Origin of the sequence: Streptomyces parvulus (assembly GCF_014648855.1) — a bacterium.
Classification (GTDB): domain Bacteria; phylum Actinomycetota; class Actinomycetes; order Streptomycetales; family Streptomycetaceae; genus Streptomyces; species Streptomyces parvulus.
In genome coordinates this window covers 19,675-33,784 of sequence record NZ_BMRX01000005.1, presented here as the reverse complement: position 1 = coordinate 33,784, position 14,110 = coordinate 19,675, and the positions used below count along the sequence as shown (strand labels likewise).

The window sequence follows — 14,110 nt, the reverse complement described above, 5'->3', positions numbered from 1 at the left end:
TCCACACCACCGCGGAGTCCCCATGAGCACCGCCGCAGTCCCCACCGCCACCGTCCGTTCCGGGCAGGTCCTCGCCGACCTCCTCCCCTCCTCCCGCGTCCGGGACGTTGCGCTCGTGGCCGGCGGCGCCGTGCTCACCGGCCTCGCCGCCCAGATCGCGGTGCCCGTGCCCGGCTCCCCGGTGCCGGTGACCGGCCAGACCTTCGCGGCGCTGCTCGTCGGCACCGCGCTCGGCGCGCGCCGCGGCCTGCTCTCGCTCGCGCTCTACGCCCTGGTCGGCATGGCCGGCGTGCCGTGGTTCGCCGAGGGCGGCTCCGGCACCGCGGCCCCCTCCCTCGGCTACGTCTTCGGCATGCTGCTCGCCGCCACGGTGGTCGGCGCCCTGGCCCGCCGCGGCGCCGACCGCTCGGTGCTGCGCATGGCCGGCACGATGCTGCTCGGCGAGGCGATCATCTACGCCGTCGGCGTGCCGTACCTGGCCCTGGCCGCGGACATGTCCCTCACCGCCGCGATCGCGGCCGGCCTCACGCCGTTCCTGATCGGCGACGCGCTGAAGGCCGCGCTCGCGATGGGCGCCCTGCCCGCCGCGTGGAAGCTGGCCGGCAAGCGCTAGGCGCGCGGCGGCGCACGAAAAGGGGCTCGCCCGGTCGCGGCTGCGACCGGGCGAGCCCCTTTTTCGCGTCCCGGGGTGCGGGCGGGGGTCAGTCCTTCTCGGCGACGGCCCGCTCGGCCACGGCCTTGCGCGCGGTGACCCGCTGCTTGACCAGGGCGACGGCGATGACGAGCGCCGCGACGAGCAGCGACAGCAGCACGGTCGTGCGGCCGTTGTTCTCGGTGTCGGTGAGCATGTAGCCGAGCACGAAGACGATGACGGCCGCGGCCACCCAGGTCAGGTACGGGAACAGCCACATCCGCACCACCAGCTTCTCCGGCGCCTCCGCCTCGATGATCCTGCGCATCCGCAGCTGCGAGAGGCAGATCACCAGCCAGACGAAGAGGGCCACGGCGCCGGAGGAGTTGACGAGGAAGAGGAAGACGGAGTCCGGGAACTCGTAGTTGAAGAAGACGGCGACGAAGCCGAACACCACGGACACGAGGATCGCCGTCCGCGGCACGCCCTGCGAGGTCGTGCGGGCGAAGGCCTTGGGCGCGTCACCGCGCCGGCCGAGCGAGAAGGCCATGCGGGAGGCCGTGTAGAGCCCGGAGTTCAGGCAGGAGAGCACCGAGGTCAGCACGATGAAGTTCATGATCTGACCGGCGTTCGCGATACCGAGCGAGTCCAGGGCGGCCACGTACGAGCCCTTGTCGACGATCGCCTGCGAGTCCCAGGGCAGCAGCGCGACCACGACGAAGATCGAGCCCAGGTAGAAGACGCCGATCCGCCAGATGATGCTGTTGGTCGCCTTGGTGACGGCGCGCTGCGGGTCCTCGGACTCGCCCGCGGCCAGGGTCGGGATCTCGCTGCCCATGAAGGAGAAGACGACCAGCAGCACACCGGTCAGGATCGCGCCCGCGCCGTTCGGCAGGAAGCCGCCGTGCTCGGTCAGATTGGCCAGTCCCGCCTGGTCGGTGTCGGCGCCGGGCAGCAGGCCGAAGACGGCCAGCCCGCCGACGACGATGAAGGCGGCGATGGCGACGACCTTGATGCCGGCGAACCAGAACTCGAACTCGCCGTAGGAGCCGACGGAGACGAGGTTGGTGGCGGTCAGGACCACCATCACGATCAGGGCCCAGCCCCACTGGGGCACGGCCGGTATCCAGCCTTCCAGGATCACGGCCCCGGCGGTCGCCTCCACGGCCAGGACCACGACCCAGAAGAACCAGTAGAGCCAGCCGATGGAGAAGCCGGCCCAGGGACCCAGCGCCCGGTCCGCGTGCGCGGAGAAGGAGCCGGAGGTGGGGTTGGCGGCGGACATCTCTCCCAGCATCCGCATCACCAGCACCACGAGCGTGCCGACGAGGGCGTAGGAGAGGAGGATGCCGGGGCCCGCGGTGGCGATTCCCGAGCTGGAGCCGACGAAGAGTCCGGCTCCGATGACACCGCCGATGGCGATCATCGACAGATGGCGGTTCTTGAGCCCTGCCTGAAGCCCGGACCCGGGTTCGCCGGGTCCCGTCGGCCCGTCCTCGGGCTTGGTCAAGGTCGGCTGCGAAGTCATGGGGGGTTTTCCTTTGCGCCGGTCGTGCACTTTCCCGTACGAGCGGTGTACGAGCCGGACCAGTGAAACGGAGGCGAACGAATTGGGGAACCTTTGAATCCGGATCGTTACTTGAGCTTTCCCTGAGCTTCCATAGTTTCACCAGCCCCTTTCAGGGCCGACACCCGACGCGGCCCCCGCCTGGGGCCCATGTCACACTCGTCGCATGCGCGTGTATCTCGGCTCCGACCATGCGGGCTTCGAATTCAAGAACCACCTCGTCGAGTGGCTCAAGGCGGCGGGCCACGACCCCGTCGACTGCGGCCCGCACATCTACGACGCCCAGGACGACTACCCGCCGTTCTGCCTCCGCGCCGCCGAGCGCACGGCGGCCGAGCCCGGCTCCCTCGGCATCGTGATCGGCGGCTCCGGCAACGGCGAGCAGATCGCCGCCAACAAGGTGAAGGGCGTGCGCGCGGCGCTGGCCTGGAGCGAGGAGACGGCCGCCCTCGGCCGCCAGCACAACGACGCCAACGTCGTCGCCGTCGGCGCCCGCATGCACACGCGCGACGAGGCGACGAAGTTCGTCGAGACCTTCCTCGCCACCCCGTTCTCCGGCGACGAGCGCCACGTCCGCCGCATCGACATGCTGTCCTCCTACGAGACGACGGGCGACCTCCCGCCGATCCCGGCCCACCACCCGCAGCAGTAACGGCGCCGGCAGTGCCGCCGCCCCGGTGCGCGAGCGCCGGGGCGCGCGAGGCCAGGAAAGGACACCCCCGTGCCTGAGGGGCACACCATCCACCGGCTGGCCCAGGACTACGCAGCCGCCTTCACCGACGCCCCGGCCCCCCGCGTCACCAGCCCCCAGGGCAAGTTCGCCGACTCCGCCGCCCTCCTCGACGGCACCCCGCTCACCCGCACCGAGGCCCACGGAAAGCACCTCTTCCTCGGCTTCGGCGCCCCCGGACCCGCCCACTGGGTCCACATCCACCTCGGCCTCTTCGGCAAGGTCGCCTTCGGCGCCGCCCCGCCGCCCCCGCCCACGGACACCGTCCGCCTGCGCCTCGTGAACGACACCGCCTACGTCGACCTGCGCGGCCCCGCCACCTGCGCACTGATCACGGAGCCGGAGAAGCGGGCGATACACGACCGCCTCGGCCCCGACCCCCTGCGCCCGGACGCCGACCCCGAGGCCGCCTACCGCCGCGTCTCCCGCAGCCGCAGCACCATCGCCGCCCTGCTCATGGACCAGAAGGTGATCGCCGGCGTCGGCAACGTCTACCGGGCCGAGGTCCTCTTCCGCCACGGCATCGACCCGTACCGGCCCGGCAAGGCCGTCACCCCCGCCGAGTGGGACACCATCTGGCACGACCTCACCGCCCTCATGCGCGAGGGCGTGCGCAACAACCGCATCGACACCGTCCGGCCCGAGCACACCCCCGAGGCCATGGGCCGCCCGCCCCGCGTCGACGACCACGGCGGCGAGGTCTACGTCTACCGCCGGGCCAGCCTCTCCTGCCACCTGTGCGGCGACGCGATCCGCACCGCGGACCTCGCCGCCCGCAACCTCTTCTGGTGCCCCACCTGCCAGAAGAACTGAGCGCCGCTCAGAAGCCGTACGGCAGCCACGGCGCGACGTCCGACCCGAACGCCACCGACGCCTCCGCCAGCGCCCCGGACCGCACCTCCCGCACCCGCCCGGCCGCGGCCAGCGACGCCAGGCCCACACCGCCCAGGTAGGCGGCGCCCAACTCCCGTACGGACAGGGAGAGATCAGGGGCGTCGGACGTACGCTCGCAGGACGCGCCCTTGGCGTCGCCGCTCAGCCGCCAACGCCCCTCGTTCCAGGGGCAGAAGGCGTCCTCGACCTCGAACACGACGTCCACCGGCGCCCGGTAGGTCCGCGCCGCCAGCGCCGCCCCCACCTCCACCAGCCGGACGTACAGCGCGTCCCGCAGGGCCGGCCGGCACCGCCTGATGTCGGACACCTGGTACTGCCACGCCTCGTCGACCGGTCGCCCGCGCGCCGTCAGGGTCGAGGTCAGGTCGACGTCGAACAGGAACCGCCACAGCGCCGCCTCGGTCGCCGCGTCCAGCCCCGCCAGCTCGTCCAGCACCACCGTGCCCCTGGGCCCCGCGGGCTCCCAGTCCGGCCGCACCCGGAACCGCGCGTACCCGGTGACCTCCCCGTCCCGGCGGGCGACCACGCACTGCAACGGCGAGGCGCCGTCCCGGTCCTTCTCCGGATCGAGCAGCGCCAGCCGGTCCCAGCCCGGCCGCCGGGCGAGCATCCCGGGCCGCCCGGGAACCTGCCGCGCGAACACCGCCTCGCACGCGTCGAGCACGTCGGCGGGCGCCGCGTACGCGAGCCGTACGTCATCCGTGCCCGGCGGCACCGACAGCCGGACCCGGTCGGTGTCGATCTCCGCGTTGACCTGGAAGGTCGCCGCGCCGTACCCGAACCGGCCGTAGATCGCGGGCTCGGAGGCGGTCAGTACGGCCACCGCCTCGCCCCAGGACCGTACGTCGTCCAGCTGCCGCCGCATCATCGACGTCAGCACACCGCGCCGCCGGTGCGTGGCGGCGACGCTCACCATCGTCACGCCGGCCGCGGCCACCGCCGCCCCGCCCGGCACGGTCAGCCGGAAGTCGAACGCCCCCGCCGTCCCGACCCAGTCCCCGTCCTCCCGGACCCCGATCGAGCGCTCGGTCCGCGTCAGCTCCCGGAACAGCGCCGTCTCCTCGTCGGCCTCCGGGACCCCGCCGAAGGCACGGATCAGCGACCCGTACCAGCCGTCCCACTCCTCACGCCGCAGTACCCGCGGCCCGCTCGTCGTGTCGTCGCCGTCCCTGCCCGTGGTGCGTTCCATGCGGCATGCGTACCAGGGCGGTGCGGAACGGAGCGAGGCAATTTCCGCAGGGGTGCGGCGCGCGGGCCGTTCGTGAAGTTCACTGTGAAGTCGGGCCTCGGACGGGGGACAAGTGGGACCTCCCGTGCCAAGCGGCCGGTCCGATGGATAGGGTCCCGAACTAATGGCAGCAGGACGACAGCGGCGCGCGGCGGCCGAGACGTTCACGGCCCGGTGGAAGAAGCAGTGGCACCGGGCCCGCGTCGGCGTGCGCAGATCCGCGGTCGACTACTTCCGCGGTGACGGCTCGGACTGGATCGCGCTCGCCGGACTGCTGCTGACGGTCCCCGTCATCGCGGCCACCACCATGGTGAACTCCGTGTGGTGCTCACCGTCCGCGCTCGTCATCCCGATCGTCGCGGGCGGCCTGCTGCTGCGCCCCGCGAGCCTGCTCGGCCTGTACGCGGCGGCGGCCACCGCGCTGATCGTGGAGTCCATACAGCTCGGCCCGTACACCGAGGGCCCGTCCCGGGTCACCCCGGGCGTCGTCCTGACCGTCGCGGCCTGCGGGTTCTTCGGGCTGCTCGTCGCCCAGTTCCGCAGCCGGGTCGGCGTCCCCTGGCGGCGCGGCGGCACCATGCTCTTCGACCTGCGCGAACGCATCCGCGTCCAGAGCAAGCTGCCCCAGCTGCCGAAGGGCTGGCACCGGGAGATGGCCCTGCGCCCGGCCGGCGGCCAGTCCTTCTCCGGCGACTTCGTCGTCGCCGCCCGCACCAACGGCGGCCGCACGCTGGAGGTCGTCCTCACCGACGTGTCCGGCAAGGGCATGGACGCCGCCTCGCGCGCCCTGCTGCTGTCGGGCGCGTTCGGCGGACTGCTCGGCAGCCTCCCGCCGCACGCCTTCCTCACGGCCGCCAACGGCTATCTGCTGCGCCAGGACTGGGACGAGGGCTTCGCCACCTCCATCCACCTCGTCCTGGACCTCGACTCCGGCGACTACGAGCTGTACTCCGCCGGGCATCCCCCGGGCCTCCAGCTCAGCGCCGGCACCGGCCGCTGGGAGGAGAAGTCGGCCGAGGGACCGCTCCTCGGCGTGTACGACGGCGCCCAGTTCGACCAGGTGAAGGGCTCGCTGCGGCCCGGAGACGTGCTGATGCTGTTCACGGACGGCCTGGTGGAGACCTCCGACCGCGACATCGCCGAGGGCATCGACCGGCTCACCGGCGAGGCCGACCGCTACGTCGCGGGCGGTTTCCACGGCGCCGCCTGGCACCTCATCGAGGCGGTGGCCAAGGACGTCAACGACGACCGGGCGCTCCTGCTGATCAGCCGCGAGGGCCCGACGGCCCAGGCGGCGCCGCCGGCGGCCGGCTGACACAGTGGACCCCGTGTCCCCTTCACCACCACGTACCCCGCGGTCCGCCCCGCCGCTCACCCCCGCCGAGGTCGAGGCCGTCGCACGGGCGGCCCACGCCGGCCAGACCGACAAGGCCGGCCGGCCCTACGCCGAACACCTGGAGGCCGTGGCCGCCGGCGTACGGCGACGCGGCGGCGACGACGAGCAGATCATGGCGGCCTGGCTCCACGACGCCGTCGAGGACGACGCGGTCTCCGAGCGATGGCTGAACGAAGCCGCGCTGAGCCGGCGCACCAAGGACATCGTCCTCGCCCTCACCAGGCGGCCGGGGGAGGCCCCCGAGGCGTACGCGGAGCGCATCCTCTCGACGCCCGGCGCGGCCCTGGTCAAGGAGGCGGACCTGGCGCACAACGCGGATCCGGCGCGCCTCGCGGTCCTCGACGGGCCCACCCGCACCCGGCTGACCGAGAAGTACACGCGGATGCGCGCACTCCTCGGCCTGGTCGAACCGGGCACCCGGCCCGGGGCGGAGCGGTCCCGCGGACCGCTCCGCTAGACGGAGACCTTCTCGTCTTCCCTGCTGGGTGCGGCCGCGGCCGGCCGCGGCTGGGCCTTGCTCTCCTGCTCCCCGCGTCCGCGGGCGGCCGCCCCGGGGTCGCTCCGGAAGGCCCAGTCCATCTTGGGCTCCACGACGAACCGCAGGGCCCGCTGGACCGGCTTGGTGCAGAACAGGGTGACGACGGCCGCGCCGAGGACGGTGAGCCCGATCTCGCCGAGCGGCTGGTCCAGCAGCGGCTGCTTGAACCAGTCCGTGTAGCTGCCTTCCTTCACCAGGAAGCCGTGCAGCAGGTAGCCGTAGATCGTGCCCGCGCCGAGCGCCGTGAACCACATGCGGCGGCCCGGCACCCAGGCGAAGAAGCAGGCGGTCAGCACGACCGAGCAGCCGAAGAGCGCGATGGTCACGATCGCCCCGGACCACCAGGGCAGGCCGGTGTCGGTCATGGCGGCGTTGCGGTAGAACCAGCCGGTCTCCATGCGCGGCACCGACCACCAGGCGACGGCCACGGCCGCCGCGACGACCGGCACGGCGGCGATCCGCGCGGCACGGCGGCGCACCAGCCGGAAGTGCTCGGGGCGCAGTACGAGACCCAGCACGAAGCACGGCAGGAACTGCAGCACCCGCTGCATGTTCAGGTCGTTGCCGATGCTGGGCGTCACGGAGGCGAGCCCCGCGATGGCCAGCGAGATCGGCAGCGGCCAGCGGATCGTCTGCCAGATCGGCGTCGTCAGCCGCCAGACGAACAGCGCGCACAGGAACCACAGGAGATAGGTGGGGTCCAGCAGGCTGAAGTCGCTCTGCGGGTCCTCGCTGGCGCGGCGGTGCAGCGTGTACGCGATCTCGAAGACGACGTACGGCACGGCGACCCCGGTGATCAGCCGCTTCACGCGCCGGGGGCTCAGGTCGAAACTGCGGGAGAAGTAGCCGGAGATGACGATGAACGCCGGCATGTGGAACGTGTACAGGACCCGGTAGAGGGTCTCCACGGTCCGGTTCCCGTCCAGGATCTGACCCCAGGCGTGGCCGATCCCGACCAGCACGATCGCCAGGTACTTGGCGTTGTCGAAGAACGCGTCCCGCTGGCGGCTCGGCTGGGGGCGCTGGGTCTGCTGGTCCGGAGGTGACGGCGTTTTCCGGTCACCGTGCGATCGCAGCGAGCTCGTCATGCGACCCCCCGCCGGGAACTCGGCGAGTCGTCACAGGACCTCGCTGCTCTGGTGGGGGACGGGGCAGCGTAGAACATCTGAGGCACCCTAGCGTTCTCCGTGTGTTTCCGTAAAACCCTCGACGTCATTCCTGTTATTCGACTCACGGGTGTCCCTCGGATACCCCGCATTTCCCGGAAGTCGACGCCGCCGTTCGCGTGACGGCACCCACATGGCCGGGTACTCCGTACGCCTACGGGCCGCGGACGCACCCCACTTGTCATGACACATCACGACTAAACGCCGCATAAGACCGGCGGGCGACTCCGCTGGAATGTCCCCTTCAATGCCCTTACGGAACCCGTGGGTGATCCTGTGATCTCCCTGTGATGGGGGCGGCGCTGTGGCCCCCGCGACAATTCGAATTACCTGCGAACGCGATGTGTGGGCATGGAAACGAACTGTCCGGAATTCCACGTACGGGTGGCCTGTCGAATTCCTGTACGCGGTGCGATCGTGGGGTGGGCCCGCCCGCGAGGGGCACCGAGTCACCCGGAACCGGCCGGACGATGTGTCACCCGCCGCATGACGAGGCCCGGTTGGTGGCACGATGGTTCTGGCGGGGGTGTGCGGTGTGGCACCCCCGGGCCGGGAGAGCGGACCGACCGAGGGTGTGATCAGTTGTGGCCATTTCACTGTCAGTGGTGCTGCTGTTGGCAATCATCCTGGTGGTGCTGCTGCGGGGAGGCTCCATCAAGGCGGGGCCGGCCATCGTCGCGGTCCTCTTCGGCTTCTTCCTGGCCTCGACCGGCATGGCCGACGACATCCAGCGGTTCCTGAACTCGATAGCGGACACGATCAACTCGATCCAGTTCTAGGACCCGCCCCCGGACGCACGAAGACCTCCGGCCCGATCCCCTGGGGGACCGGGCCGGAGGCCTCTCGGAGCGGGCGACGGGAATCGAACCCGCGTAGCTAGTTTGGAAGACTAGGGCTCTACCATTGAGCTACGCCCGCACAGCACGCGCCGCAGGTCGGTGACCGCGGCACTGGAGGCATCGTAGCGGGTCGGCCCCCCTCACCGCACACCCCTTCCGGTCCGCGCCGGGCCGGGCGCGGCGCCGGGAAACCCTGAGGTACCCGTGGCCGGCGGCATGTACCCTACGTGTCGCACCAGACGGGGTGTGGCGCAGCTTGGTAGCGCGTCCGCTTTGGGAGCGGAAGGCCGTGGGTTCAAATCCCGCCACCCCGACCACCTCGGCCGATCACCGTTGATCCCCCGCGCACGAGCGCCGGTGATCGCCTTTTGGGCCGTGTAGTCGCTGCCGTTACTATGCAAGCTGCACGCCCGTGTGTCTCAGCGTCTGAAGTCTCCGGGCGGCGAAATTTGCCGGATGCCTCTCTGGTTCCGGCAGAACCCAAGAAGTCAGCCACCAAGGAGACCGAACCGTGAAGAGCGCCGTGGAGACCCTGAACCCGACCCGGGTTCGGCTCACTGTCGAGGTGCCCTTCGAGGAGCTCAAGGACAGCCTCGACGCGGCGTACAAGAAGATCAACCAGCAGGTCACGGTGAAGGGCTTCCGCAAGGGCAAGATCCCGGCCCGGGTCATCGACCAGCGGTTCGGCCGCGGTGCGGTGCTGGAGGAGGCGGTCAACGACGCGCTTCCCAAGTTCTACACCGACGCGGTCAACGAGGCCGAGCTGAACCCGCTCGGCCAGCCCGAGGTCGACATCACGGAGCTGAAGGACGGCGAGACGCTGAACTTCACCGCCGAGGTCGACGTCCGCCCGACCGTCGAGATCCCGGACTACTCCGGCATCGAGGTCGAGGTCGACGCCGTCGACGTCTCCGACGAGGACGTCGAGAAGTCGGTGGAGCAGCTGCGCGAGCGCTTCGCCTCCACCTCCCCGGTCGAGCGCGCCGCCGCCGACGGCGACGTGGTCACCCTCGACCTGAAGGCCAAGGTCGACGGCGAGGTCCTGGAGGACGGCGTCGCCGACGGCGTCTCCTACACCATCGGGTCCGGGGAGCTGCTGGAAGGCATCGACGACGCCGTGAAGGGCCTGGAGGCCGGTGGCGAGGCCACCTTCACCTCCGAGCTCAAGGGCGGCTCGGCGGCCGGCAAGGAGGCCGAGGTGACCGTCAAGGTCAGCCAGGTCGCCGCGCGCGAGCTGCCCGAGCTGGACGACGACTTCGCGCAGCTCGCGTCGGAGTTCGACACCCTGGAGGAGCTGCGCGCCGACAGCCGCAAGCGCCTCGCCAACATGAAGCAGTACGACCAGGCCACCCAGGCCCAGGAGCGGGTGCTGGACAAGCTGCTCGACCTGGTCGAGGTCCCGGTCCCCGAGAAGCTCCTCGAGGACGAGATCAACACCCGTAAGCACAACCTCGAGCACCACCAGCTCGGCCAGATGGGTCTCGACCTGGAGAAGTACCTGGAGCTCCAGGGCAAGACCGCCGAGGAGTTCGAGACCGAGACCCGCGAGGCCGCGGTCAAGGGCATCAAGACCCAGTTCGTCCTCGACGAGCTGGTCAAGCAGGAGAAGCTCAACGTCAGCCAGGAAGAGCTGACCGAGCACCTCATGCGCCGCGCCGCCTCCTCCGGCATGTCCCCCGACCAGTTCGCCCAGGCCGTCGTCGAGCAGGGCCAGGTGCCGCTCCTCGTCGGCGAGGTCGCCCGCGGCAAGGCCCTGGCCGCCGTGGTCGAGAAGGCCACGGTCAAGGACACCAACGGCGAGATCGTCGACCTGGACGACGAGGAGGACGAGGAGACGGAGGCCGCCGAGGCCGCCGCCGAGTCCACCGAGTCGGGTGACGAGAAGGCCGAGGAGAAGACCGAGGGCTGATCACCCTCGCGCCGTCCCCGACGGATGTGAAACGGGCCCCGGACGTTCCGACGCCGGGGCCCGTTCGGCATGGGGCAGGACAGCCCACCCAGGGGCGCGGGGAACTGCGCGACCGGCCACAGGCGGCCCGCGCCCGGCGACGAATCGGCACCGTCCCGGCGCTACGCCCCCGGCGAACACCGCGGGAACCGGGATGGCGCCGCAGGCCCCCCGCGTTAGGGTCCATGAATACGAGGGCAGGGGAGTCTCCGAAAGCGGCTCCAGCCCCGCAGGGAAACGTGAGACGGCCCGGCGCCGTCGTAAGACGAGCAGGTGGATACGTGACGAATCTGATGCCCTCAGCCGCCGGCGAGCCCTCCATCGGTGGCGGCCTCGGCGACCAGGTCTACAACCGGCTGCTCGGCGAGCGGATCATCTTCCTCGGCCAGCCGGTCGACGACGACATTGCCAACAAGATCACCGCACAGCTGCTGCTCCTTGCCGCCGACCCGGACAAGGACATCTTCCTGTACATCAACAGCCCGGGCGGTTCGATCACGGCCGGCATGGCGATCTACGACACCATGCAGTTCATCAAGAACGACGTGGTGACGATCGCGATGGGCCTCGCCGCCTCCATGGGGCAGTTCCTGCTCAGCGCGGGCACTCCGGGCAAGCGCTTCGCGCTGCCCAACGCCGAGATCCTGATCCACCAGCCGTCCGCCGGCCTCGCCGGTTCCGCCTCGGACATCAAGATCCACGCGGAGCGGCTGCTGCACACCAAGAAGCGCATGGCGGAGCTGACCTCGCAGCACACCGGCCAGTCGGTCGAGCAGATCACCCGCGACTCGGACCGCGACCGCTGGTTCGACGCCTTCGAGGCCAAGGAGTACGGCCTCATCGACGACGTGATCCCCACCGCCGCCGGCATGCCGGGTGGCGGCGGCACGGGCGCCTGAGCCGCACCCCGCCCCGAGCCGACCGCCTCAGCCCCTTTACAGGAGACACTGTGAACGACTTCCCCGGCAGCGGCCTGTACGACCGCACGCGCGCCGAGTACACCGGCCCGTCCGCCGAGTCCCGCTACGTGATCCCGCGCTTCGTCGAGCGCACCTCGCAGGGCGTGCGCGAGTACGACCCGTACGCGAAGCTCTTCGAGGAGCGCGTGATCTTCCTCGGCGTCCAGATCGACGACGCCTCCGCCAACGACGTCATGGCGCAGCTGCTGTGCCTGGAGTCGATGGACCCCGACCGGGACATCTCGGTCTACATCAACAGCCCCGGCGGCTCCTTCACGGCGCTCACGGCCATCTACGACACGATGCAGTACGTGAAGCCGGACATCCAGACGGTCTGCATGGGCCAGGCGGCCTCCGCCGCCGCCGTCCTGCTGGCCGCCGGCACCCCGGGCAAGCGCATGGCGCTGCCGAACGCCCGCGTGCTGATCCACCAGCCCTACAGCGAGACCGGCCGCGGTCAGGTCTCCGACCTGGAGATCGCGGCCAACGAGATCCTCCGGATGCGCTCGCAGCTGGAGGAGATGCTGGCCAAGCACTCCACCACGCCGGTCGAGAAGATCCGCGAGGACATCGAGCGCGACAAGATCCTCACGGCCGAGGACGCGCTGAGCTACGGCCTGATCGACCAGATCATCACCACCCGGAAGATGGACAACTCCTCTCTCCGCTAGGCGGGAGGCTGTATCGTCTGCCGCTCCTTGGCACGGTTTGACGCGATTCACGTCAAGGCGAACCGTGCCAAGGGGGGCCCGGACGGGGGGCCGGGCAAGGTACCGTCGGACATAAGGCAGCACCAGGAGTCCGCTGCGCGTTGACGCCAGGTCGACGTCCAGGAGTCTCCCAGGCGAAGGGGAAGCACACCGTGGCACGCATCGGTGACGGCGGCGATCTGCTCAAGTGCTCGTTCTGCGGCAAGAGCCAGAAGCAGGTCAAGAAGCTCATCGCAGGGCCCGGTGTCTACATCTGCGACGAGTGCATCGATCTCTGCAACGAGATCATCGAGGAAGAGCTCGCGGAGACCAGCGAGGTGCGCTGGGAGGAGCTCCCGAAGCCCCGCGAGATCTACGAGTTCCTCGAGAGCTACGTGGTCGGCCAGGAGGCGGCCAAGAAGGCGCTCTCCGTCGCGGTGTACAACCACTACAAGCGCGTCCAGGCCGGCGAGAACGGCGGCGCCCAAGGCCGCGAGGACGCCATCGAGTTGGCGAAGTCCAACATCCTCCTGCTGGGCCCCACGGGCTCCGGCAAGACCCTCCTCGCGCAGACCCTGGCGCGCATGCTGAACGTCCCCTTCGCGATCGCCGACGCCACGGCGCTCACCGAGGCGGGGTACGTCGGCGAGGACGTCGAGAACATCCTGCTGAAGCTGATCCAGGCCGCGGACTACGACGTCAAGAAGGCCGAGACCGGCATCATCTACATCGACGAGATCGACAAGGTCGCGCGGAAGAGTGAAAACCCCTCCATCACGCGCGACGTGTCGGGCGAGGGCGTCCAGCAGGCCCTGCTGAAGATCCTGGAGGGCACCACCGCCTCCGTCCCGCCGCAGGGCGGCCGCAAGCACCCGCACCAGGAGTTCATCCAGATCGACACGACGAACGTCCTGTTCATCGTGGGCGGTGCCTTCGCCGGCCTGGAGAAGATCATCGAGGGCCGCGCGGGTGCCAAGGGCATCGGCTTCGGCGCGCAGATCCGCTCCAAGCGGGAGATCGAGTCCAAGGACCAGTTCGAGCAGGTCATGCCGGAGGACCTGGTCAAGTTCGGCATGATCCCCGAGTTCATCGGCCGGCTCCCGGTCATCACCTCGGTGCATAACCTGGACCGCGAGGCCCTGCTCCAGATCCTCGTCGAGCCGCGCAACGCGCTCGTCAAGCAGTACGAGCGCCTCTTCGAACTCGACGGCGTGGAGCTGGACTTCGAGCGCGAGGCCCTGGAGGCCATCGCCGACCAGGCCATCCTCCGCCAGACCGGCGCCCGCGGCCTGCGCGCCATCATGGAGGAGGTCCTCCAGGGCGTGATGTACGAGGTCCCGTCCCGCAAGGACGTCGCCCGCGTCGTCATCACCGCCGACGTGGTCCTCTCCAACGTCAACCCGACGCTGATCCCCCGGGATTCGCGCGGACGCGGCTCGGGCGAGCAGAAGACGGCGTAACCGCCGCCCGCACGACGCACGCCGAAGGGGCCCCGGTCGACTCGACCGGGGCCCCTTCCATGTCG

Annotated in this window: 13 protein-coding genes and 2 tRNA genes; 11 read left to right on the top strand and 4 right to left on the bottom strand. The window is 70.5% G+C overall.

Going from position 1 to position 14,110, the window contains the following annotated elements; all coding sequences use genetic code 11:
- Nucleotides 1-22: 22 nt before the first annotated feature.
- Nucleotides 23-613, top strand: coding sequence for a biotin transporter BioY (locus IE108_RS10260; protein ID WP_064727883.1), 591 nt, complete (start codon nt 23-25; stop codon nt 611-613).
- 88 nt (nt 614-701) lie between these two features.
- Here IE108_RS10260 and IE108_RS10255 read toward each other — a convergent pair whose 3' ends face one another.
- Complete coding sequence (locus IE108_RS10255; RefSeq protein ID WP_064727882.1) at nt 702-2,159, bottom strand: amino acid permease; 1,458 nt, start codon at nt 2,157-2,159, stop codon at nt 702-704.
- A gap of 205 nt (nt 2,160-2,364) precedes the next feature.
- Here IE108_RS10255 and IE108_RS10250 point away from each other — a divergent pair, with 205 nt between their 5' ends.
- Nucleotides 2,365-2,850 carry a ribose-5-phosphate isomerase gene (locus IE108_RS10250; RefSeq protein WP_064727881.1) on the top strand — a complete coding sequence of 162 codons (486 nt, stop codon included), beginning with the start codon at nt 2,365-2,367 and terminating at the stop codon, nt 2,848-2,850.
- Nucleotides 2,851-2,919: 69 nt separating this feature from the next.
- Nucleotides 2,920-3,741: an Fpg/Nei family DNA glycosylase gene (locus tag IE108_RS10245; RefSeq protein ID WP_064727880.1), complete on the top strand. Its 822-nt coding sequence runs from the start codon at nt 2,920-2,922 to the stop codon at nt 3,739-3,741.
- Nucleotides 3,742-3,748: 7 nt separating this feature from the next.
- On the opposite strand, the gene IE108_RS10240 is transcribed toward IE108_RS10245, so the two are convergent.
- A complete protein-coding gene (locus IE108_RS10240; RefSeq protein WP_064727879.1) occupies nt 3,749-5,011 on the bottom strand; it encodes a GNAT family N-acetyltransferase in 1,263 nt (420 codons plus the stop codon).
- Nucleotides 5,012-5,174: 163 nt separating this feature from the next.
- Between IE108_RS10240 and IE108_RS10235 the strand changes: the two genes are divergently transcribed.
- Together IE108_RS10235 and IE108_RS10230 are read left to right on the top strand one after the other, a co-directional pair.
- Nucleotides 5,175-6,365: a PP2C family protein-serine/threonine phosphatase gene (locus IE108_RS10235; RefSeq protein WP_064727878.1), complete on the top strand. Its 1,191-nt coding sequence runs from the start codon at nt 5,175-5,177 to the stop codon at nt 6,363-6,365.
- Nucleotides 6,366-6,378: 13 nt separating this feature from the next.
- On the top strand, nt 6,379-6,903 hold the full coding sequence (locus IE108_RS10230; protein WP_161341972.1) for an HD domain-containing protein: 525 nt from the start codon (nt 6,379-6,381) through the stop codon (nt 6,901-6,903).
- Here IE108_RS10230 and IE108_RS10225 read toward each other — a convergent pair.
- Entirely contained in the window at nt 6,900-8,072 is a 1,173-nt protein-coding gene (locus IE108_RS10225; protein WP_064727876.1) for an acyltransferase family protein, read from the bottom strand. The two genes, IE108_RS10230 and IE108_RS10225, sit on opposite strands and share 4 nt — an antisense overlap.
- A 662-nt stretch (nt 8,073-8,734) precedes the next feature.
- On the opposite strand from IE108_RS10225, the gene IE108_RS10220 reads away from it, so the two are divergent.
- Nucleotides 8,735-8,929: a hypothetical protein gene (locus IE108_RS10220; protein WP_053130833.1), complete on the top strand. Its 195-nt coding sequence runs from the start codon at nt 8,735-8,737 to the stop codon at nt 8,927-8,929.
- Nucleotides 8,930-8,997: 68 nt separating this feature from the next.
- Here IE108_RS10220 and IE108_RS10215 read toward each other — a convergent pair.
- Nucleotides 8,998-9,068: transfer RNA gene (locus IE108_RS10215), tRNA-Gly, on the bottom strand.
- Between the two features lie 161 nt (nt 9,069-9,229).
- On the opposite strand from IE108_RS10215, the gene IE108_RS10210 reads away from it, so the two are divergent.
- The 5 genes from IE108_RS10210 (at nt 9,230) to clpX (ending at nt 14,045) form a co-directional block, all read left to right on the top strand.
- Nucleotides 9,230-9,306: transfer RNA gene (locus tag IE108_RS10210), tRNA-Pro, on the top strand.
- Nucleotides 9,307-9,500: 194 nt separating this feature from the next.
- Entirely contained in the window at nt 9,501-10,898 is a 1,398-nt protein-coding gene (gene tig / locus IE108_RS10205; RefSeq protein ID WP_064727875.1) for a trigger factor, read from the top strand.
- 332 nt (nt 10,899-11,230) lie between these two features.
- Nucleotides 11,231-11,836: an ATP-dependent Clp protease proteolytic subunit gene (locus tag IE108_RS10200; protein ID WP_064731751.1), complete on the top strand. Its 606-nt coding sequence runs from the start codon at nt 11,231-11,233 to the stop codon at nt 11,834-11,836.
- A 50-nt stretch (nt 11,837-11,886) separates the two neighbouring features.
- Nucleotides 11,887-12,567 carry an ATP-dependent Clp protease proteolytic subunit gene (locus tag IE108_RS10195; protein WP_064727874.1) on the top strand — a complete coding sequence of 227 codons (681 nt, stop codon included), beginning with the start codon at nt 11,887-11,889 and terminating at the stop codon, nt 12,565-12,567.
- A 191-nt stretch (nt 12,568-12,758) separates the two neighbouring features.
- A complete protein-coding gene (gene clpX, locus IE108_RS10190) occupies nt 12,759-14,045 on the top strand; it encodes an ATP-dependent Clp protease ATP-binding subunit ClpX (protein ID WP_007449827.1) in 1,287 nt (428 codons plus the stop codon).
- Nucleotides 14,046-14,110: the final 65 nt, after the last annotated feature.